Source organism: Archangium violaceum, from assembly GCF_016859125.1.
Lineage (GTDB): Bacteria > Myxococcota > Myxococcia > Myxococcales > Myxococcaceae > Archangium > Archangium violaceum_A.
Map to the genome: position 1 here is coordinate 11,673,570 of NZ_CP069338.1, position 20,534 is coordinate 11,694,103.

The 20,534-nt window shown below is 69.5% G+C and carries 22 protein-coding genes; 16 read left to right on the top strand and 6 right to left on the bottom strand.

Going from position 1 to position 20,534, the window contains the following annotated elements; genetic code table 11:
- Window positions 1–4 precede the first annotated feature (4 nt).
- Together JQX13_RS49290 and JQX13_RS49295 are read left to right on the top strand one after the other, a co-directional pair.
- Entirely contained in the window at window positions 5–1,147 is a 1,143-nt protein-coding gene (locus JQX13_RS49290; RefSeq protein ID WP_203406313.1) for an anhydro-N-acetylmuramic acid kinase, read from the top strand.
- Window positions 1,144–2,304 carry a GTP-binding protein gene (locus tag JQX13_RS49295; RefSeq protein WP_203406314.1) on the top strand — a complete coding sequence of 387 codons (1,161 nt, stop codon included), beginning with the start codon at window positions 1,144–1,146 and terminating at the stop codon, window positions 2,302–2,304. The genes JQX13_RS49290 and JQX13_RS49295 overlap by 4 nt, the downstream gene beginning before the upstream one ends.
- Before the next feature lie 3 nt (window positions 2,305–2,307).
- Here the strand turns inward: JQX13_RS49295 and JQX13_RS49300 are convergent, their stop codons facing one another.
- Window positions 2,308–3,390 carry a DUF4388 domain-containing protein gene (locus JQX13_RS49300; protein ID WP_203406315.1) on the bottom strand — a complete coding sequence of 361 codons (1,083 nt, stop codon included), beginning with the start codon at window positions 3,388–3,390 and terminating at the stop codon, window positions 2,308–2,310.
- Window positions 3,391–3,423: 33 nt separating this feature from the next.
- Here JQX13_RS49300 and JQX13_RS49305 point away from each other — a divergent pair, with 33 nt between their 5' ends.
- The 4 genes from JQX13_RS49305 (at window position 3,424) to JQX13_RS49320 (ending at window position 6,862) form a co-directional block, all read left to right on the top strand.
- Window positions 3,424–4,359: a metalloenzyme gene (locus tag JQX13_RS49305; protein ID WP_203406316.1), complete on the top strand. Its 936-nt coding sequence runs from the start codon at window positions 3,424–3,426 to the stop codon at window positions 4,357–4,359.
- A gap of 8 nt (window positions 4,360–4,367) precedes the next feature.
- Complete coding sequence (locus JQX13_RS49310; RefSeq protein WP_203406317.1) at window positions 4,368–5,222, top strand: peptidase MA family metallohydrolase; 855 nt, start codon at window positions 4,368–4,370, stop codon at window positions 5,220–5,222.
- Between the two features lie 125 nt (window positions 5,223–5,347).
- Entirely contained in the window at window positions 5,348–5,842 is a 495-nt protein-coding gene (locus tag JQX13_RS49315; protein WP_203406318.1) for a GbsR/MarR family transcriptional regulator, read from the top strand.
- 177 nt (window positions 5,843–6,019) lie between these two features.
- A complete protein-coding gene (locus JQX13_RS49320) occupies window positions 6,020–6,862 on the top strand; it encodes a carboxypeptidase regulatory-like domain-containing protein (protein WP_203406319.1) in 843 nt (280 codons plus the stop codon).
- A gap of 69 nt (window positions 6,863–6,931) precedes the next feature.
- On the opposite strand, the gene JQX13_RS49325 is transcribed toward JQX13_RS49320, so the two are convergent.
- Window positions 6,932–7,759 carry an Ig-like domain-containing protein gene (locus tag JQX13_RS49325; protein WP_203406320.1) on the bottom strand — a complete coding sequence of 276 codons (828 nt, stop codon included), beginning with the start codon at window positions 7,757–7,759 and terminating at the stop codon, window positions 6,932–6,934.
- Window positions 7,760–8,073: 314 nt separating this feature from the next.
- Between JQX13_RS49325 and JQX13_RS49330 the strand changes: the two genes are divergently transcribed.
- The 4 genes from JQX13_RS49330 to JQX13_RS49345 all read left to right on the top strand — a co-directional run bounded on the left by JQX13_RS49330 (window position 8,074) and on the right by JQX13_RS49345 (window position 13,125).
- On the top strand, window positions 8,074–9,669 hold the full coding sequence (locus tag JQX13_RS49330; protein ID WP_203406321.1) for a serine hydrolase domain-containing protein: 1,596 nt from the start codon (window positions 8,074–8,076) through the stop codon (window positions 9,667–9,669).
- A 90-nt stretch (window positions 9,670–9,759) separates the two neighbouring features.
- The gene (locus tag JQX13_RS49335) at window positions 9,760–10,689 is read left to right on the top strand and encodes an NAD(P)/FAD-dependent oxidoreductase (protein WP_203406322.1); all 930 of its coding nucleotides are present in this window, start codon (window positions 9,760–9,762) and stop codon (window positions 10,687–10,689) included.
- Window positions 10,690–10,722: 33 nt separating this feature from the next.
- A complete protein-coding gene (locus tag JQX13_RS49340) occupies window positions 10,723–11,637 on the top strand; it encodes a helix-turn-helix domain-containing protein (RefSeq protein ID WP_203406323.1) in 915 nt (304 codons plus the stop codon).
- A gap of 93 nt (window positions 11,638–11,730) precedes the next feature.
- The gene (locus JQX13_RS49345) at window positions 11,731–13,125 is read left to right on the top strand and encodes a dihydrolipoyl dehydrogenase family protein (RefSeq protein WP_203406324.1); all 1,395 of its coding nucleotides are present in this window, start codon (window positions 11,731–11,733) and stop codon (window positions 13,123–13,125) included.
- Here the strand turns inward: JQX13_RS49345 and JQX13_RS49350 are convergent.
- Window positions 13,113–13,607, bottom strand: coding sequence for a VOC family protein (locus JQX13_RS49350; protein WP_203406325.1), 495 nt, complete (start codon window positions 13,605–13,607; stop codon window positions 13,113–13,115). The two genes, JQX13_RS49345 and JQX13_RS49350, sit on opposite strands and share 13 nt — an antisense overlap.
- Before the next feature lie 56 nt (window positions 13,608–13,663).
- Entirely contained in the window at window positions 13,664–14,299 is a 636-nt protein-coding gene (locus tag JQX13_RS49355) for a hypothetical protein (RefSeq protein WP_239014332.1), read from the bottom strand.
- A 100-nt stretch (window positions 14,300–14,399) separates the two neighbouring features.
- On the opposite strand from JQX13_RS49355, the gene JQX13_RS49360 reads away from it, so the two are divergent.
- Window positions 14,400–14,774 carry a group I truncated hemoglobin gene (locus JQX13_RS49360; RefSeq protein ID WP_239014333.1) on the top strand — a complete coding sequence of 125 codons (375 nt, stop codon included), beginning with the start codon at window positions 14,400–14,402 and terminating at the stop codon, window positions 14,772–14,774.
- A gap of 99 nt (window positions 14,775–14,873) precedes the next feature.
- Window positions 14,874–15,215, top strand: a complete 342-nt coding sequence (locus JQX13_RS49365; RefSeq protein ID WP_203406327.1) for a DUF2845 domain-containing protein — start codon at window positions 14,874–14,876, stop codon at window positions 15,213–15,215.
- A 58-nt stretch (window positions 15,216–15,273) separates the two neighbouring features.
- Here JQX13_RS49365 and JQX13_RS49370 read toward each other — a convergent pair whose 3' ends face one another.
- Complete coding sequence (locus tag JQX13_RS49370) at window positions 15,274–16,590, bottom strand: pectin acetylesterase-family hydrolase (RefSeq protein ID WP_203406328.1); 1,317 nt, start codon at window positions 16,588–16,590, stop codon at window positions 15,274–15,276.
- Between the two features lie 138 nt (window positions 16,591–16,728).
- Here JQX13_RS49370 and JQX13_RS49375 point away from each other — a divergent pair, with 138 nt between their 5' ends.
- From JQX13_RS49375 to JQX13_RS49390, 4 genes are all read left to right on the top strand, one after another.
- Entirely contained in the window at window positions 16,729–17,406 is a 678-nt protein-coding gene (locus tag JQX13_RS49375; RefSeq protein ID WP_203406329.1) for a hypothetical protein, read from the top strand.
- A 91-nt stretch (window positions 17,407–17,497) separates the two neighbouring features.
- Window positions 17,498–17,809: a hypothetical protein gene (locus JQX13_RS49380; RefSeq protein WP_203406330.1), complete on the top strand. Its 312-nt coding sequence runs from the start codon at window positions 17,498–17,500 to the stop codon at window positions 17,807–17,809.
- Between the two features lie 145 nt (window positions 17,810–17,954).
- On the top strand, window positions 17,955–19,331 hold the full coding sequence (locus tag JQX13_RS49385; protein WP_275424965.1) for an L-serine ammonia-lyase: 1,377 nt from the start codon (window positions 17,955–17,957) through the stop codon (window positions 19,329–19,331).
- 8 nt (window positions 19,332–19,339) lie between these two features.
- Entirely contained in the window at window positions 19,340–19,987 is a 648-nt protein-coding gene (locus JQX13_RS49390; protein ID WP_203406331.1) for an SRPBCC family protein, read from the top strand.
- Window positions 19,988–20,002: 15 nt separating this feature from the next.
- On the opposite strand, the gene JQX13_RS49395 is transcribed toward JQX13_RS49390, so the two are convergent.
- Window positions 20,003–20,482, bottom strand: a complete 480-nt coding sequence (locus JQX13_RS49395; RefSeq protein WP_203406332.1) for a tetratricopeptide repeat protein — start codon at window positions 20,480–20,482, stop codon at window positions 20,003–20,005.
- Between the last annotated feature and the right edge of the window lie 52 nt (window positions 20,483–20,534).

A 20,534-nucleotide genomic window follows, 5' to 3' on the forward strand; every position in this document is an offset into this window, starting at 1 on the left:
GGGCATGGCCCCGAGTCCCCTTCCCCCTTCCCGCCTGTGCATAGGTCTGCTGTCCGGCACCAGCGTGGACGCGGTGGAGGCGGTGCTGTGCCGCATCGAGGGCACCGGCCCCGAGGTCCGTATCACCCTCCTGGCCCACATCTCCCGGCCCTTCACCCCCGAGTTCACCCGGCGAGTCCTCGCCGCCGATGACGCCCGCTCGCTCTGCGAGCTCAACTTCGCCCTCGGTGAACGCTTCGCCGAGGCCGCGCTGGAGGTCATCTCCCGGGCCGATCTCCGTCCCGAGGACGTGGACGTCATCGGCTCGCACGGGCAGACCGTGGCGCACCTGCCCTCGAGCCTGTCCGACACGCCCTCCACGCTGCAGCTCGGAGAGGCCTCCGTCATCGCCGAGCGCACCGGCATTCCCGTGGTGAGTGATTTCCGCACCCGGGACGTGGCGGCCGGGGGACAGGGGGCGCCGCTGGTGCCGTACCTGGACTGGGCCCTGTTCCGGAAGCCGGGGGTGGCCCGCGCGCTACAGAACCTCGGCGGCATCGGCAACGTGAGCGTGGTGAGCGATCGGCTCGAGGACACGATCGCCTTCGACACCGGGCCGGGCAACATGGTGCTGGACGGACTGGCCCGGCGAGTGACCCAGGGCCGGCTCCAGTGCGACCTGGATGGAAGCCTCTCCCGCCAGGGCCGGGTCATCCCGGACCTGCTGGAGGAACTGCTCGCCCACCCCTTCCTGGCCCTTCCCCCGCCCCGCAGCGCCGGCCGCGAGGGCTTCGGTGACGCGCTGGTGACGCGGATATGGGAGCGCCATGGCGCCTGGTCCTCGCACGACGTGATGGCCACGGCGGTGGCCTTCACGGTGGAGGCCACGGCCCGCGCCTACGAGCGGTGGCTCCTGCCGCGCTTCGCCCTGGAGGCGGTGTACGTTTCCGGCGGAGGTACCCGGAATCCGGTGCTGATGGAGCGCCTGACGGCACGGCTCGCCCCCCTGCCCGTCCGCCCCCTGGACGTGCTGGGCCTGCCGGAAGGGGCCAAGGAGGCCGTGTGCTTCGCCCTCCTGGCGAATGAACATCTCTCGGGGACCCCCGCGAATGTGCCATCGGCAACTGGCGCCAGGAGGCAAGTCGTTCTAGGAAAGCTCACACCGTGAGCAGCGTGAACCTGGTAGCCCGCGAAGTGGCGGTGAAGATCGTCTTCTACGGACCGGGTCTCTCCGGCAAGACGACGACGTTGCGAAAAGTCTACGAGACCGTGCGCCCCGCGCACCGGGGCGAGATGATGTCCATCGCCACGGAGGGAGACCGGACGCTCTTCTTCGACTTCCTGCCCGTGAAGGTCGAGCGGGTGAATGACTGCACCGTGAGGCTCGCGCTGTACACCGTGCCCGGTCAGGTCTTCTACAACGCCACCCGCAAGCTGGTGCTCCAGGGCGCCGACGGCGTGGTGTTCGTGGCGGACTCGCAGCCGGAGATGATGGACGCCAACCGCGAGTCGCTGGCCAACCTGGAGGAGAACCTGCTCGAGCAGGGCGTCCGGCTGGAGCGCTTCCCGCTCGTGTTCCAGTGGAACAAGCGCGACATCCCCAAGGCCCTGCCCGTGCCGGAGCTGCGCGCCGCGCTCAACCCGCGCAACGTCCCCGACTTCGAGACCGAGGCCATCAGCGGCCGCGGCGTGATGGACGCCCTCAAGGCCATCACCCGGCTGGTCATCCAGGATCTGCGCGCCAAGCGCATCGTCCCCCCGCCCCGCGCGGCCACCCCGACCGTTCCCTCCCTCGGCGCCGCCAAGGGCGCGGGAGGTGGACTGGAGGCCCAGCTCAGCCAGCTCGCGGGCCGCACGCCCGCGGTCTCGGCTCCCGCCACGGCCACGGCGCCGCGCCCCATGGGCCCCGTCTCCCGCAGCAACATGCCGGCCATCGGCGCCCATCCCCAGGTCCAGGTGGCGCCTCCCGTCGCGCCCCCCGCCCTCACCGGACAGCGGCCCCTCGGGCCCGCCAGCGCGCTCGCGCCCTCGGATCTGTTCGATCATGCCCGGGCCGCGGAGGGCGCGTTCTCCTCCGGGGATTATGGGACGTGCATCCAGGCGTGCCTCGATGCCGCCCGGCGCGGGCTCGCGCTCGCCGGAGAGGGACCCCTCGGCGCCCAGGCATACCTGCTCCACGTGGATGGGGGAGATCTGCTCAAGCTCCAGACGCTGGCCGCGCGCTCCAGCAACCGGGTGGATGACGCGGCGTTCGCGCTCTACGTGCTGATGCAGATCTTCACCCGGCTCCACGCGGCCGGGCTGCCCGCGCCCGCGACGGAGTAGCGCTCAGCCCAGCAGCAGCAGGCCCATCCGCACCAGCTTGGCCAGCGTCTTCAGCGTCTCCAGCTCGCGCACCGGGCTGGCCAGGACGAGCGTCGACACGTCCCAGGTGCCATTGACGAGCCCCGCCACCTGCCGCTCCTCGGGCTTGAGCAGCGACTGGGCGTCCGGATCCGGCCGCAGAACCGGCACCGCCAGCGGCGGCAGCTCCGTGTAGAGCGCCGCCATGTGCTCGCTCTGCACCATCCGCGCGAACTCGCGCACCCGCCGCTCCGTGGGATCGCTCGCCAGCAGCGACGAGCACACCAGCTCCGCCGCGTCGTACTGCCCCTCGCGCACCAGCACCGCGCCCTTCTCCAGCATGTCCGTCACCGGATCCACCACCACCTCCGGTGCCCCCTCCACCTCCACCTGTTTGGCGCGCAGCAACTCGAAGACACGGCGCGTGATGGAGGAGCGCGACAGGCCCAGCGACAGCCGCAGCCGCCCCAGGTTCTGCCCTCCCGCGCACATGGACAGCAGGATGCGGTGCATCAGCGGCTGGCGCGGGCTCGGCTGCACGCGGGCCCGCACCGTCAGAGCATCCCCCGGCAACACCCGGTCCACGTCCGCCTGCTCATCCACCCACCGCAGCGACTCGAAGAGCAGCTCCCGGAGGCTCATCTCGCAGGGTGCCCACTCCTCGTTCGAGCGATCCAGGTCCTCCGTCCAGTGGAAGGCTCCATGGCCTCCGCGCGTCTGGTCCACCATGGAGCCGAACATCTCCTCGCGAACCAGCTCACGCACCAGCTTCGGGTCCACCTTGCGGGCCCGGAGGACGGCGTCCACGTCCTCGCCCCCCGGAGGCAGCGCCTTGAGGGCCGCCAGCACCGCCGAGCCATCCGCCAGCTTCGCCAGGGACAGCACCCGGGCCACACGCCCCCAGAGCCCCTCGTGGGCCACCGCCAGCACCTGGCCCGAGAGCAGGAAGAGCTTCCGCTCGCCTCCTTCCCAGGAAAGGAGCTGGAGCGTTCCCGTCTTCCGGGAGCTATCCAACCACTGGAGCAATTCGGGAAGGGGGAAGCTGGAGAAATCGCCGTGGAGGGCCATGAGTGTCTTGCGGTGAGGATACAGTCGGACACCATGCGCGTCGCGATCCTCTTCATCGACGGTGTCGGCATCGGACGAAACGAGCCGGAGCACAATCCGCTCGCGGGCCGCGACTACCTCCTGTCCCACTTCCAGGACGCGCCCGCCCGCCCGCTCCCCGAGGGAGGCTTGTGCTTCCCGGTGGACCCCACCTTCGGCGTCACCGGGCGCCCGCAGTCCGCCTCCAATCAGACGGCCATCCTCACCGGCCAGCCCGCCCCCGTCCTCATCGGCCGGCACGTGCTGGGCTACCCGGACGCGCCTCTGCGCGAGCTCCTCGCGCGCCACTCCATCATCAAGCGCCTGGTGGCCGCGGGCCGCCGCGCCACCTTCGCCAACAGCTACCCCGTGGCCTACCTGGACGCGCTGAAGCTGAACCGGCGCCCCTCCACCTGCGCCCCCGAGTTCACCCTCACCCCGGCCGCCCTGCGGCGCCTGAAGCCCTCCGCCACCACGCTGGCCTTCGCCGCCGGCGACGTCCCCCTGCGCACGCTGGCGGACGCCCGGGCCGGAGAGGGCCTCACCCATGACATCACCGGGGCGAGGGCGCGGGCCCGGAGCCTGTCCGCCCCCCAGCGCACCCCGGCCGAGGCCGCCGAGGTCTTCTGGCGGGTGGCCAGCGAGGCGGACTTCACCTTCTTCGAGCACTACCTGGCGGACGAGGCCGGGCACGCCCGGGACTTCGCCGCCGCCCACGAGGCCCTGGAGATCTTCGACGCCTTCGCCCGGGCCGTCATCGCCTCCCGGCCGGCCGAGGCCCGGGTGCTCATCTGCAGCGACCATGGGAACGTGGAAGATCTGACGACCCGTTCACACACCCTCAACCCCGTCCCCGTGCTCTACTTCGGTCCGCCAGCGCCTGGATTGGAGTCCCTGGCCACCGTGGCGGACGTGGGCCGCACCGTGTTGCACTGGTTGAACGTGGAATGAGGGTGGAGATGCGCAAGGGCAGTGGGCTGGGAGCAGCGGGACGCGTGGCCGTGGCGGTGCTGACGCTCCTGGTGGGGTGCGCCGCGCCCAGGATGGCGACACTCGAGGCATCGATGGAGAGCCCCTCCGGCCTGTTCCGCATCGAATACGCCCCCGAGGACGCCCGGGATGCCGCCCGCCTCCAGCGGGCCGTGGACGAGGCCCTGCCCCGGCTGGAGCGCTGGGGCCAACTGCGGGAGACCGTCACCATCAAGGTGATGCCCGATCACCAGGCGCTGGAGCATGCCGTCCGGCAACACGGCCTCGACTGGCTGCGCGCCTGGAGCCGCTACGACGACATGTTCGTCCAGGCGCCCGCCACCTGGGGACTGGCCGGGGCGACCCAGGCTCAAATCAACGAGCTGATGCTCCACGAGCTCACCCACAGCCTGATGTACCAGCTCGCGTCGGACCGGTTCGGCTGGTCGCGCAAGCGGATTCCCCTCTGGTTCCGCGAGGGCATGGCCTCGTTCACCGCGGAGCAGTCGTACCGGTGGGTGACCCTGGAGGAGATCGCCCGGTACCTGGAGCGCTTCCCCGGGAGCGATCCGGTACAAAAACCGGACGACCTGTACCGGGCCGATTCGAACCTCGTGTACGGGGTGGCGCACCATGCCTTCTCGTTCCTGGTGGGACGCTACGGGGAGGAGGCCGTGCGCGCGCTGCTGGGCGAGATGAAGGGCGGAAAGGACTTCCCGGAGGCCTTCGAGAGCGCCATCGGGCTGACCGCGGAGGCCTTCACGCGCGACTTCACCCGCTATGTGCGCTGGCGTGGCTTCCGCAGCGGGCGGGCCCTGCAGCGCGTCACCGAGCCCCAGAACTGAGCCCCACCGGCCCCTTTCGTTCGTTCAGAAAACTCCGAATGTCATCCGGCCCGGGTTGAATCACATTCGGTGCGTACCGAATATCATTCGGCCGATTCCGAATGTGATTCGAAGGGAGCTGGACGATGCGCACCCTGCCCCAGGTGATGGAGTCCCTGAGCGGGTTCATCCACCAGCTCGGTGTGCCGCCCATCGCGGGCCGCATGGTGGCGTGGCTGGCGCTGTCGGAGTCCGGCTGTGACTCGCTGGACGCGATGGCCCGGGGACTCGGTGCCAGCAAGGCCTCGGTGAGCAGCATGGCCCGGTTGCTCGCGGAGCGCGGCTTCGTGGAGCGGGTGCCGGTGTTGGATCGGCGCGACAGCTACCGCCTCCGGGAGGATGCCTGGGAGAACCTCCTGCGCACCCGCCTCCACGCGCTCGCCAGCGTGAAGGGCCTGGTCGAGGAGGGCCTCTGGCTGCTCGGCGAAGGTGAGCACCCCGCCCGCGCCCGCCTCGAGGCCCTGAGGGACCTCAGCGAGTCCTGTGCCCTGCTCGAGCGCGACCTGTCGTCGCTGCTCACCCGCCTGCGCGAAGCCGGGGCCGACACCCGCTCCCGCCGCAAGCCGGCTCCCCGGCACTGATCGCCCCACACGGAGCGTGGAAGCCGGCCCGCCTCCTCGCAGGGCTACCCAGCACCTCCTGGGAGCGATACCCCACCCCATTGGCCCACCGGCCCGCTTTTCTGTTAGACAGGTGTGGACCATCCCCACCCAGGTGCGCTACCCCCCTGCTCACCGGGAGTGTGAGGAGACTGCACGATGAAGCTGCGTACGCTGGGCCTGACGGTGCTCGGAGCCGTGGGGCTCACCGCCCTGACGGCCTGCAAGAAGGACGAGGCCGCCGCTCCCGCTCCCGCTCCCGCGCAAGCCCCGGCCCCGGCCACCGTGAAGGCCGCGCCGCTGCCCGCCGACACGCCCCTTCCCCAGGAACAGGAGGAAGCCGCCCAGGCCCCCCAGGGCGGCGGTGGCGTCCGCGGGTTCGTGACCTTCAAGGGAACGCCTCCCGCCCCCTCCCCCATCACCCCGGGCACGGATCCCAACTGTGACGGCATGGACTTGGTGGATCAGCCCGTCCAGGTGAAGGACGGCAAGCTCGCCAACGTCCTGGTGCGCGTACAGGGCAACGTGCCCGGCCAGCCCACGACGCCGCCGAGCACCCTGGTGGTGGTGGACCAGAACCGGTGCACCTACCTGCCGCGCGTGCAAGGTGCCGTCATCGGCCAGCCGCTCGTGCTGATGAACAGCGACAGCACCCTCCACAACGTGCGGGGCATGGCCGGGGGCAAGCAGCTCTTCAACGTGACGCAGCCGCCCCTGAAGACGAAGGAGGCCCGGCCTCCCGGGGACGCGGAGATCGTCCGCCTCAAGTGCGACATCCACCCGTGGATGACCGCCTTCGTGGTGATGAGCCCCCACCCGTACTTCGCCACCTCCGGAGAGGACGGCGCCTTCCATCTCCAGGGCGTGCCGCCGGGGACGTACACCCTCGAGGCCTGGCACGAGACGCTCGGCACGAAGACGGCCCAGGTGACGGTGAAGGAAGGCCAGGACGCCGAGGTGTCCTTCGAGTTCACGGCCGCGAAGCAGGCTCGCGCCCGGTAGCCGAACGCACCACGGGCCCCGAGCGCACCAGGAGGGCACTCGGAGCCCGGGCAGGTACCGCCGTGCCGCCTACTTCTTCTTGATGGTCAGCTTCGCCTCGGTGGCCTTGCTGCCGCCCTCGGCCTTGATGGTGACCGCGCCCGCCTTCACGGCCGTCACCGTGCCGGTGGCGTCCACGGTGGCGATCTTCTCGTCGCTGGTGGTGTAGGTGAAGGACACGCCCTGGATGGCGGCGCCGTCCGTGCCCTTGGCGACCGCGGCGAGCGTCGCGCTCTCACCCACCTTCAGGGTGGCGGGCACCGTCTCGAAGGCCACCGCGTCCACGTCCGGCAGCTTCACGGTGACCTCGATGGCCTGCGTCAGCTTGCCCGAGGTCGCCGTCACCGTCGTGGCGCCCACGGCCTTGGCGATCAGCCGGTTGCCGTCCACCTCCACCACGTTGGCGTCGGCGCTGGTGTACTCCAGCTTCGCCTCCTTCACGGGCCGGCCGGCGTCATCCTGCACCTCGGCCTCCACCACCGCCTCCGAGCCGAGCCCGGTGAGCGTGAAGGGCGCGCCCTTGACGGTGATGGCCGAGGGGATGACCACCTCGACGGGGGCCGTGGCGCTCACCTCGCCGGACTTGATGGAGATGGCGGCCGAGCCACTCTTCACCGCGCTCACCTTGCCGGTGGCATCCACGGTCGCGACCTTCGCGTCGCTGGTGGTAAACGCGAGCTCCGCCTTCTCCACGGGCTCGCCATCCTTCGTGAGCGCCCGCGCGGACAGGGCCACCGTCTGGCCCGCCTCGGACAGTTCCACCTTCGCCGGCTTCACCTCGATGCGCTCCACCTTCGCGCAAGCGGAAGCGAGCATGACGACGGACGCGGCCATCAACGGATTGAACAGCCTCTTCATGATGAATGTGCCTCCCACTCGCCGGGGGGGCGAGCGCAGGGATGTCGGGATGAGGAACTTTGGGTCCAAAGGACCTGGGTGGTAAAACCCACCACGCAGCAGCAAGACCCGTTCCATTTCCAACACCCCTCTGAGGGCTCCTGGAGGGTGTGGAAAAAAGGGGCAGCCCACGCCCTGAGTTGTCCTTTCCTTCCACAGGCGCTCGGACCGGTCGAAATCCGGTTACGGTGGGCGCCGCCAGCGCCGCGCGACATGAATCACCACACCCGAGCCGAAGAGACCCACACCGGGAACGAGCCCCGGAGGAACGCCCGGTGAAGGGGTTGTTGCCGCCGTTGCTCCTACTCGGCCTCACAGTGTGGGCGGCGCCCCGGGGCGTACCGGTGTGCGAGCGGCCCCACGTCCCGGCATCGGCCGTGGCGGTCCCCTTCGCCGAGGACGTGCAACGGGCGATGGATGCGCTCGTGCGCGCGGAGCTCGCCCGGGGGCCGCACGTGGGCCTCGCGGTGGGCGTGCGGTGGGGAGAGCGGCGCTGGGTGGGCACCTACGGCTCGCGCGACAAGGCCCGCGGACTCCCAGCGACGCCGAGGACCACCTGGCGGATGGCCTCCATCACGAAGACATTCACCGCGGTGGCCGTGATGCAGCTCGTGGAGCGGGGCCGCATCGACCTGGACGCCGACATCCGCACGCTGGTGCCCTCCTGGCCGGAGAAGCGCTGGCCGGTGACGGTGCGGCAACTGCTCGGGCACCTGGGTGGCGTGACGAACTACGGCCGCTTCGGCCCGAGCCATGACACCGGCCCGCTCGACACCGCGGGCTCGCTCGCCCTCGTCGCGGGCTACGAGTTGGAGGCCGAGCCCGGCACCCGGTTCATCTACAGCACCTGGGCCTACAACCTGCTCGGCGCCGCCATCGAGGCCGTCTCGGGGCGGAGCTATGGGGAGTACCTCCGGGAGCACGTCTTCGCTCCCGCCGGAATGGAGCACGCGGCACTGGACGATCGCCGCACACGTGACGGGCACCACGCCGTGGGCTACCGCCTCCGGGACGGGCAGCTCGTGCCCTCCAAGGTCGTCGACGTCTCCGGCCGCTTCGCTGGCGGAGGCACCCGCGCGTCCATCGAGGATCTGCTCGACTACGGAGGAGCGCTGCTCGACTACCGGCTGGTGTCTCGCGCGAGCACGGGGCTGATGCAGACCTCGATGAGCACCCGCGATGGGCGGCTCACCGACTACGGCATGGGTTTCGCGACCTGGCCGCTCCGGGGCCACTACGTGGTGGCCCACGCGGGGGCCCAGCCGGAGACGTCGACGCTGCTCCTGCTGCTCCCCGGGGAGGACGTGGCCATCGCGCTCGCGAGCAACGTGGAGGGACAGGCCGCCTCGCTGCGGCGCATCGCCTACGGCATCATCGCGCTGCTGCTCGAGGACGAGGGCTCCCGGCTGAACGCGCGCCGTCAGGACGCGGTGGACGCGGTGGTGAACGAGGGGCTGGGACGTGTCTTCGGCTACGGGCTCGCGTACCACCTGTGGGCCACGCGAGGTCCTGGGAAACTGCCCGGAACGGGTGGGCTCCCCGAGGCCTTCGAGCAGGTGACGCGGCTGCTCGATCGGACCGCCATCGCGCGCGATCCGAAGGCCACGCGCGAGCGCATCCTCACCGCCCACGGGCCGAGCGAGGACTGGCTCTTCATCCGCGTGGGTGCCCAGATGGCCCGGACGATGGAGGAGGCCCTGGGCCCCGAGCGGCTGCGGAGCTATCCGGCCCGGGGACCGCTCGCGTTCTTCAACGACTACCTGGCCGTCTGCGAGACACGGAACTGCCCGGAGCCGTTCCGCTTCAACGAGGTGCTGCGCGCGGACCTGCGCCGGTTCACCGCGGGGAACATCGAGCCGTCCCAACACTGACCACCGGAAGATCCGCCGATTCCGCACGACAACCCGCCCTGCCGCCACGGTGTGCCCGCGTTTATCCGTTGAGCACCGGAGGACGAAAAGGTGACGGATTCGAAGCGGAAGGACGTGGTGATCATCGGTGGTGGCCCGGCGGGCCTGAACGCGGCGCTGGTGCTCGGGCGCGCCCGGAAGAAGGTTCTCCTCTGCGACGGGGGAACCCGCCGGAACCTCATGGCGGAGCAGCTCCATGGCTTCGTCACCCGCGATGGGACGCCCCCGATGGAGTTCCGGCGAATCGCCCGTGAGCAGCTCCAGCCCTACGGAGGAGTCGAGGTCCGTGACGTGGCGATCTCCTCCGTGGAGCGCATCGCCTCGGGCTTCCGGGTCGTCCTCGCGGGAGGTGACGTGGTGGAGTGCCGCCGTGTGCTGCTCACGACGGGCCTGGTCGATGAGCTCCCGGACCTGCCCGGCTATCGCGAGCTGTGGGGCAGGAGCATCTTCGCGTGCCCGTACTGCCATGGCTGGGAGGTCCGCGATCGGGCGTTCGGGGTGCTCGCGACGAGTGCAATGCTCCTCGACTTCAGCCTGTTCCTCACGGGTTGGTCACGGGACGTGGTCGCCTTCACCCAGGGAAGCCTGGAGGTGCCCGCCGAGCAGCGCCAGCGGCTCGAGCGCGCCGGCGTCCGGCTCGAGCCCCGGAGGATCCGCCGACTCGTTCCCCACGGGGACCACCTCGAAGCGGTGGAGTTGGAGGATGGAACCCGGCTGTCCCGCGAGGTGCTCTTCGCCCATCCGCACCAGCGCCAGACGGAGCTGGTCCAGCGGCTCGGCCTCGCCCTCGATGAGCAGGGCTTCGTCCGCATCAACGAGCACATGGAGACCTCCACTCCAGGAATCCACGCGGCGGGCGACCTCACGACCCGCCTCCAGTCAGCGATCGTCGCGGCGTCGGCGGGGTTCCAGGCCGCGGCGATGCTCAACCATGCCCTCAACCTGGAGAACGCGAGCGCGGGATTTCCGTCCGAAGGTTGAGCCCCTGCCATGCTTGCCGCTACGAAGGAGACGATGACGAAGACGAAGACCCCGCCCGGAGAGAAGACGCCGGCGCTAGCGCGTGAGGAGTTCGAACGTCACCAGTTCCCGGTATGGGTGCAACGCTTCAGCGGTGAGCGTCGTCCCGCCCGGCCTGGAACCTTCGTCCATTCGTACGCGGTCATCTTCCTCGTGACGCGAGGCCTGACGAGGGTACGGCACTCCGGCGATCTGGTGCTGCGCGCGGGAGACGTTCACATCATTCCCCCCGGGGATGCACACGGCTCGGCGCACTTCGAGGACATGGAAGGCTGGGGGCTCTCATTCCACCCCGAGGCCTTTCCTCATGAGGACCCGAGCTGGGGGAGCCACACGGGCCTGCGGCTGGGTCCCTTGCTGCGGGTCCGGAGCGGATGCCACCCGGTCCTCCGCCCGAACGCCGCTCAACGCCAGCGCCTCGAAGGGTGGATGCGCCTCATCGAGCAGGAGCTCTCCGGCAACGAGCGGTCCCGCGACGAGGCCGTGAGTGCCCTGCTCCGCCTGGTGCTGATCGAACTGGAGCGGATGAGCGGCCCCGAGGCCACACCTGACCCCGCGGGCCAGGGAATCGCCCGCCAGGCGCTCACGTACATCGAGACGAACGCCCTCGAGCCGCTGTCACTCGCTCAGGTCGCACGCGCCGTCGGGCGCTCGCCCACGCACGTGGCGAGCGTGGTTCGCAAGGAGACGGGCCGTACGGTGGGACAGTGGATTCTCGAGTACCGCATGGCCGAGGCCCGGCGGCGGCTCCAGGGGACGGATGAACGGGTGGACATCATCGCCGAGCGCGTGGGCTACGCGGACGTGACGCACTTCATCCGCCTCTTCCGGCGCGCGCACGGCCTCACGCCCGCCGCGTGGAGACGTCAGGCAACGCAGCCCTCCCAACAACCACGGCACTCCGAGTGACATGTTTCGGATGGAAGCTCCATCGCGCGCCGCGTGAAGCCACCGCTCGTGCTCCCCTACGCCCCCCTGGGACTCGACACACGGAGAGGGCACATGGCGGATGCATTCGATGTCGTGGTCATCGGAGGAGGCCCCACGGGAGAGAACGTGGCGGCGAGGACCGCCGGAGGAGGACTCTCGACGGCCATCGTGGAGGTGGAGCGGTTCGGCGGAGAGTGCTCCTTCTGGGCCTGCATCCCCAGCAAGGCGCTGCTGCGGCCTCCGGAGGTGTTGTGGCTGGCCCGGCACTCGCCCGGTGCTCGCGAGGCGGTGAAGGGACAGCTCGACGCCTCCAAGGTGCTCGCGCACCGGGATCAGATGGTCCAGGGCTACGACGACAGCTCCCAGGCCGAATGGGCGCGAGGCGCGAAGCTGGAGGTGGTGCGAGGACACGGCCGGCTCACGGGCCCTCGCGCGGTGCGAGTCACGCTGCCTGACGGAGGGACACGCGAGCTGACGGCACGCCGGGCGGTGGTGCTGGCCACGGGCAGCGGCCCGCGCCTTCCGGACATCCCCGGGCTGCGCGAGGCGAAGCCCTGGACGAACCGAGAGGGCACCGCGGCCAGGCACGTCCCCCGGCGGCTGGTGGTCCTGGGGGGCGGCGCGGTGGCGGTGGAGTTGAGCCAGGCCTGGCGCGAGCTGGGCGCCCAGGAGGTGACGCTGGTCCAACGCGGCGAGCACATCCTCGGACGCCTGGAGCCCTTCGCCCGCGAGCTGCTGGAGAAGGCCCTGCGCGAGAGTGGCATCACGGTGCGCACGGGCACCCAGGTGACGCGCGTCCACCGCCCGGAGGGACGGGGCGAGGTGACGGTGACGCTCTCCACCGGAGAAACCCTCCGCGCGGACGAGCTCCTGGTGGCGATGGGGCGCGAGGCCCGGACGAACGACCTGGGAGTGGAGACGGTGGGGCTGACCCCGGGCAAGCCCGTGGAGGTGGATGACCAGCTCCGCGCCAACGGCGTGAAGGACGGCTGGCTGTACGCGTGCGGGGACGTGAACGGGCGCAACCTGCTCACGCACATGGGGAAGTACCAGGCGCGGCTGGCGGGAGATCACATCCTGGGCAAGCAGGTGGAGGCCTGGGCGGACGCGAAGGCAACACCCCAGGTGCTCTTCACGCACCCGCAGGTGGCCTCGGTGGGACTCACCGAAGCGGAGGCGCGCGAGCGGGGACTGCCGGTGCGCACGGTGCGGGTGGGCCTGGACTCGGTGGCGGGCACGGCCCTGCTCGGCGAGGGCCTGAACGGGGCGGTGCAGCTGGTGGTGGACGAGCGGCGGCGCATCCTCCTCGGAGCCACCTTCGTGGGCCCCGGAGTGGGCGAGCTGCTGCACGCGGCCACCATCGCGGTGGCCGGCGAGGTACCGCTCGACAGACTCTGGCACGCGGTGCCGGCCTTCCCCACCGTCAGCGAGGTGTGGCTCCGGCTGCTGGAGTCCTACGGCTTGTGAGCAGCGGCCTTCGCGAGCGTATCGAAGGCGGAGATGACCTCGGGCGGGGCCTGCACCAGCTCGATGAGCACGCCCTCGCCCCCGAGTGGGAACTGCTCGTTGCCCTTGGGGTGGATGAATGTCACATCGAAGCCGGCCGCGCCCTTGCGGATGCCACCGGGAGCGAACCGCACGCCCTGCCCCTCCAGCCACGTCACCGCCGCGCGCAGATCATCCACCCACAGCCCCAGGTGGTTGAGCGCGGGCTCGTGCACGCGCGGCTTCCCGTTCGGGTCCACCGGCTGCATCAGGTCCACCTCCACGCGGAAGGGGCCGACTCCCGCCACGACGATGTCCTCGTCGACGTTCTCGCGCTCGCTGCGGTAGGTGCCGTGGGGCTCGAGGCCCAGCACGTCCACCCAGAGCTTGCGCAGGGGCGCCTTGTCCGGTCCGCCGATGGCCACCTGCTGGAGGCCCAGGATGCGAAAGGGTCGTGTCGTCATGGCGGCGCACCGTCGCAGAGGGGGCGGAGCCAGGCAAGGCCCTCATCCCCGGAGGATCAGAAACCCGGCGGTACCCGACCATGCAGACAGGTGATGGTGTTGGGCACGCGAGGCCCCGACCACAGCGCGTGCCTCGTGCCCGAACGCTCCTCGGGTGGCACCCCCTCGTCCACCGGCCAGTGGGGCTCCTCTCCGGGACGCAGCGAGTGGAGCCCGCTCTGCCACGGGCCAATGACATGGGTGTGCCCCGCGGCACGACAGCCGAAGAAGCGCGTCCACGCCCGCGCGAAGGCATGCCCCCGGGCCGTCCCGAAGGTCTCGCAGGTGCGGAACCACCAGAGCGCCTCCCCACCCGGCACGAGGCGCTCGCGCAACGCAGCCAGACGCTCGTGCAGGGGGTGACCCGGCGCGAGCGCCCGGACATCCAGCGGCACACGACTGATGAGCGCACAGCCCCAGTTGCCGTGACCCCAGAACTGGATCTCCGCGATGCGCTCCTCGCGTGAGCGCTCGAGCAGCCAATCGAGCGCTTCGTCCCAGCTCGCCACGCCCTTCCAGGCATCGAGCCGGCCGAGCGCACGATACAGCACGCCTCCGACACGCCACGAGAAGGTGAGACCCGGAAGACCCCAGGGCCCGCCGCAGGTGCGGTCATACACCATCAACCTCGCGCCCTCTTTCCGCTCCGCCATCGCAGTCCTCCCGATGCCGTTCCACCGTTCCACCCCATTCCAAACTAGAATCCACCGCGGCGACAACAAGGGCCTCCAGGGGCCTGAAATGGGAGCGCGCGTGCACCAGACGAACAGCCTCTACGAGCAACTGGGGGGCGAGGAGATGGTCTCCAGGGCGGTGTCCATCTTCTATCGCAAGGTACTGGGAGATCCCCTCTTGAGACCCTTCTTCGAGGGGGTGGACGTGACGCGCGTGGAGTCCATGCAGAGGGCCTTCCTGGCCACGGTCTTCGGCGGCCCCAGGACGTACTCCGGCCGGGACATGCGCCGGGCCCATGCTCGGCTGGTGGAGCGCGAGCTGGCCGATGTCCACTTCGACGCCGTGCTGAACCACCTGGACAACACCCTGGAGGAGCTGAACGTGGGCAAGCTGCTCAGGGACTGGGCCCGGGCCCTCACCGAGAGCCAGCGCAAGGACATCCTGGGACGCTGAGCCCGGGGTGCCACGAGGAATCAGGCTCGGCGATTGAATATCCTCCGGGTTCGGACGTCCTGCAGCTCCCCTCACGGATTCTCGAAGGAGCCCCTCTCGATGCGCGCCCTGCTGGCGACCCTGACCTTCTCGTTCCTCCTCCTCCCCACCACCAGTGACGCGGCCACGCTCCGCTGTGGCAACAACCTCGTCTCGGATGGGGCCTCCAGGTCCGACGTCCTCCTCAAGTGCGGAGAGCCGATGGCCAGGGAGAGCCGCACCGAGTCCGTGGGCGAGAAGACGAAGCAGAAGACGGACGAGAGCACCACCACCACCGAGCATGTCGTCCAGAAGACGATCGAGGAGTGGACGTACAACTTCGGTCCCCAGCGGCTGATGCAGGTGGCGGTGTTCGAGAACGGCCGCCTCGTCGACGTGAGGAGCGGGGGCTACGGGCGGTAGGCAGCCGACCGCCTCGCCGGCTGCCTCCTCTCTCCCCTGTCTGGCTCGTCAGCCGGACTCAACCACCGAGGGCGCCGTTGATGAGCGGCGCGACGATGTCCATGCCGGGATCCTCGTCGTTGTAGCCGTTCGCCGGCTCGTAGACGCGGACGCGCTGGTTCTCATTGATGAAGCGATGGAGGAAGACGTCCATCGGCACGAACTCGCTGTAGCACTTGTAGCTCTGCCACGGCTCGGAGATGTACTCATACCAGTTGTGCTTCTTCTCCATCCGCTCGCAGGCGTGCGCGCCGATGAAGGTGATGATCGTGCTGCAATGGCTGGCGTTGATGGGCCGGCTGTACGGGATGAAGTAGCTGTAGTTGTTGTAGAGCTTCAGCTCGGCGACCAGCTTGTCCTGGTCCTCCTTCCAGTATTGGAGGACGGTCTCCTGATCATTGGGCGTGTAGAAGCGCTCGTAGGAGAAGCGCGAGTAGTTGTAGTCGCGCGAGTAGGCCGTGTAGGCCAGCTGGTCGTTGGGGAACTCCATCGCCAGCATGCGGTTGATGGTGCCGAGGTTGTTGCGGTCGAAGGACGCCGGGAATTGGTTGAACACCGAGTCGAGGTTCCACGATTGGCGGATCTTGTCGTGGAGCGGGCGCGAGCGATCATTGACGTTCGGCGCGAGGTAGATGGGACCCGAGTCGTTCAGGAAATATCCGCGCGCCGGATTGATGATGCGCCGCACGAAGTAATACGAGGACGAGGTGGCGGTGCCTCCGGCGCTGAAGCCGGTGACCAGGAGCTTCTGGACGTTCGGGAACTGCGTCTTGGCGTAGTTGATGGCCGCGAGCGAGTTGGTATAGCCGGAGTGGTGCCAGGCGAGCGGCGGCTCCGCCCCCGTCGGATCCGTATAGGTGACGGTGTTGTTGCCCACGTGCACGTCACCCGTGCAGTAGGGCATGTAGACGATGTTCCAGTCCTTCGTCGCGATGTCTTTACGGCTGCGGAAGGGCAGACCCGGATCGGCGCCGTTCACGAGCGGCGAGACATACTTCGCCGTGAACTGCTTCATGTAGTCGTCCGTGATGCCGTTCGGGTTGGCCGCGCCGAGCAGGCCCGCGCGCCCGCTACAGGTGTCGTAGTCCCAGCACGCACCGCCACCCTCGAAGAAGAACATCAGGTTCTTCGAGCCGGTGGTGCTCCGCGTGATGAAGAACTTGTACTGAGAGCCGTTGCCGCACTTCGTTCCCGGCAGCTCGACCTTCTCCCAGTTGTAGTTGTTGCCGCCGTCGACCAGCACCTCGACGATACCGTCGACCAGCACCTCCGCGCGGGCGGCGCTCGGGGGGACCGCCGCGGCGACGAGAAGGCCCAACAAGAGATGGTTCTTCATCCCAACTCCTCCATAGGTGGTATTCAGTGGGATGAACGAGAGTATCACAATCCGTGAAATATCGGTCTCTCACACTCCAATGTGTCTTCCATCAACGCCCGTTGCGAAACGGGTGTGGCACCGGGTATCTGGTTGACCATGGGCGCGAATAGCCGGTCGAAGACCCTGCCGTGGCTGGTGGCGATGGCCGCCATCGCGCTGCTGGCGGTGCTGTGGTTTGTCCTACCGCGTCATGAGGCAACCACGCAGGAGGCGCCCCCCCGCGCGGAGAAGGTCGCGAGGCCCGTGCGGGACGCCTCTCCGCCCCCCGAGCCAGAGACACCCGCCCCGCCCCAGGCCCTCGCCGCCGTCACGACCGATGCCGGCGTCGCCTCCGAGACACTGTCTTCTGACGCACCTCGCCGTCATCCGGTGGACCTGGCGAAGCTGCGCGAGCGATTGCCCGACAACCTCTATTGGGAGCTCAGCGCGCCGACGAAGGATCCCCAGGTCCTCCAGAAGCGCGCCGAGGAAGGACTGCGCTGGAACGAGCTCTACGGCAAGGTGCAGTCGAACACGGCCAGCGAGGAGGAGATCCACCAGTACTACGAGCACCGCCGCAGGGTGTCGGAGGACGCCATCGCGTTCGCGAGCCAGGTGCTCCAGGAGTACGGCGACCAACTGCCGGAGCAGGAGCGGGGCCTGTACGAGCTGAGCATCCGGATGCACCGCACCCGCCTCGACGAGCTTCCCCGGCAGACGGAGGACGCGCTCGCGCGCAAGCGCACCCAGGACCAGCGCCGGAAGGAATGGCTCGGAAGCGGACGCGGGAACTGAGCCGGCCCGTCCGTTCTGTGGGTATTCATGCAAGCGGCACACGAGTCCCCCTTCCCGTCAGCCCCCGCCGCACTCACCCTTTAGGGCAGCTATGAATCCCAACGCTGCCATTGAAGCTTCCGACAAGCGGCGCATGCTCGTGCTCGCGGGCCTGGTCGCCGTCCCCATCTATGTCCTCCCCGTGGGTCTCTGGGGAATCCGCGCGATGTGGCCTCGGACGCTGCGCTCCGCCGCCTCCGGCATCATCACCCTGGGCATGTTGTCCCTGGTGGGCCTGAGCCTGCGGGGGCTCGTCCGGGTGAAGGCCCAGCAGCCGAGCGGATCCGACCGGTGGAAGTTCCCGTTCCTCTGGCCGCAGATGTCGGAGGACGAGTTCGCCGCCTCGGCCGCCTCGGGCCACTGAATCGTTGGAGCGCCATCCATGACGCGTGTCGTCAGCTAGAACACGACACGAGCCGCGAGCCCCCTCCCTCGTTCCGGGAGCCGCCGCGACACGCCATACCCTGTTTGGGTTATAGGTTCGCGTGTCTCAGGGCGGGAGGCGGCTCGTGGCACTCAGTGTTTTCGACATGTTCAAAATCGGTATCGGGCCCTCGAGCTCGCATACCGTCGGACCGATGCGCGCGGCGCGGCAGTTCGTGGAGACCCTCGCGAACGCGGCGGGTGGGCTCGGCGCCGTCGAGTCCGTGAAGGTCGAGCTCTTCGGCTCGCTCGGACACACCGGCAAGGGGCACGGCAGTGACGTCGCGGTCCTGCTCGGGCTGGAGGGCGAGCGCCCCGAGGAGGTCGACTGTGACGCCGTGCCGGCCCGGATCTCGGGCATCACCGAGACCGGGAAGCTGAAGCTGCTCGGCCAGCAGTTGGTGAAGTTCAAGCCGTCCGAGGACATCGTCTTCCACAAGCGGCAGTCGCTGCCGCGCCACCCCAACGGCATGCGCTTCACCGCGGTGCTCGCCGGGTGGAGCGAGCCCTTCACCCGCGTCTACTACTCGGTGGGCGGGGGCTTCGTCGTGAACGACGACGGTACCTCGTCACTCGGCGTGGGGACCCGGGACGAGCGCATCCCCTACCCCTTCAAGACGGCCGCGGAGCTGCTGGCGCTCTGCCATCAACACGGGCTGAGCATCAGCACGCTGATGATGGAGAACGAGAAGGCGCTGCGGCCGGAGGCCCAGGTGCGTGCGGGGCTGCTGCGCATCTGGGAGGTCATGCAGGCGTGCGTGAAGCGCGGCTGCGAGCGCGAGGGCATCCTCCCGGGCGGGCTCAAGGTGAAGCGGCGCGCGGCGGGCATCTACCGCAAGCTCAAGGGGGACATGCGCGGCGCGGACCCCCTGCTGGCCATGGACTGGGTGAACCTCTACGCGCTCGCGGTGAACGAGGAGAACGCGGCCCAGGGGCGCGTGGTGACGGCGCCCACCAACGGCGCGGCCGGCATCGTGCCCGCGGTGCTCCACTACTACCGGCGCTTCGTGCCGGGCGCGGACGACGAGGGCGCCATCCGCTTCCTGCTCACCGCGGGAGGCATCGGCATGCTCTACAAGCTCAACGCCTCCATCTCCGGCGCCGAGGTGGGCTGCCAGGGCGAGGTGGGCGTCGCCTGCTCCATGGCGGCGGCGGGTCTCGCCGAGGTGATGGGCGGCACGCCCGAGCAGGTGGAGAACGCGGCGGAGATCGGCATGGAGCACAACCTGGGACTCACGTGCGATCCCATCGGCGGGCTCGTGCAGGTGCCGTGTATCGAGCGCAACGCCATGGGCTCCATCAAGGCCATCAACGCCGCGCGGCTGGCGCTCCAGGGCGACGGCAAGCACAAGGTGTCGCTCGACAAGGTCATCGCGACGATGCGCCAGACGGGCGCGGATATGATGACCAAGTACAAGGAGACCGCGCGCGGTGGTCTCGCCGTGAACATCATCGAATGCTGAGGAGTGAAATGCTGAAGAGGGTCTTCCTCGCGCTCGCCGTCGCCCTCGTGGGCTTCTCCGCCGTGGTGGCCTCGCGGCCATCGGCCTGGCGGCTCGAGCGCTCCATCACCATCGCCGCCCCCGTGGACCTCCCCTTCGGCCTGGTGAACGACTTCCACCGCTGGCGCTTCTGGTCGCCGTGGGAGGAGATCGATCCGAAGATGAAGAGGACCTTCGACGGACCGTTCGCGGGCCCCGGAGCCATCTACGCCTGGTCCGGCAACGACGAGGCCGGCCGGGGGAAGATGACCATCCTGGACTCCAAGCCCTACGAGTCCATCCACATCCAGCTCGAGCTCCTCGAGCCGTGGCCGGCCACGAACATCGCCACCTTCACGTTCCAGCCCGGAGCCGAGGGCGTCACGGTCCGCTGGGCCATGGAGGGGCACAACGGCTTCCTGGGCAAGGCCTTCTCCCTCTTCGTGGACATGGACGGAAGGGTCGGCAAGGACTTCGAGAAGGGCCTGGCCACCATCAAGTCGCTGACCGAGACCGAGGCGAAGAACCGGCTCGAGCGGGAGGCCCTGCTCAAGGCCAGGGCCGAAGCCGAAGCCGCCGCCAGGGCGGCGCAGCCCGCGCCCAACGGGCCGGCCCAGGCGACCACGACCACGCCCTGAGTCCCACCGGGGCCTTCAGCCACCACCCAGGTTGGCGCAGGCCCTCGCATCACCGCCGTCGCAGGCGCGCCGGAGGAGCTTCGAGGCCTCGGCGTCGTTCTTCTCCGCGCACGCGCCCGTCCTGTGGCAGATGCCCGCGCTGAAGCAGCCCGCCGCGTCGCCGGCCTCACACGCGCGCATGTAGAGCGAGAAGGCACGCGCCGGATCCGCGCTCACGCCACGTCCCTGCCAGACGAGTGTGCCCAGCACGGTGCACGCCCGGGCGACGCCCGCGTCACATACGCGCGTGTACAGCTCGGCCGCGCGCGCCACCTCCCCCTTCCGCTCGGCCTCCGCGGCCGCGTCGAAGCACCCCTTCACCGTCCCGCCGGGGCACTTCTCGTCCTTGCTCGCCAGGGCCGCCGTGGCCTTGTCCTGCACGGCCTCACCGCCCTGCCCCTTCTTCTCGGAGCACGCCACCACCGAGAGCAGCGCCAGCATCAAGAGTCTTCTCATGGACACCTCCTCGTTCCCGATGCACCGCGTCACGCATTGAATGCACCGCGTC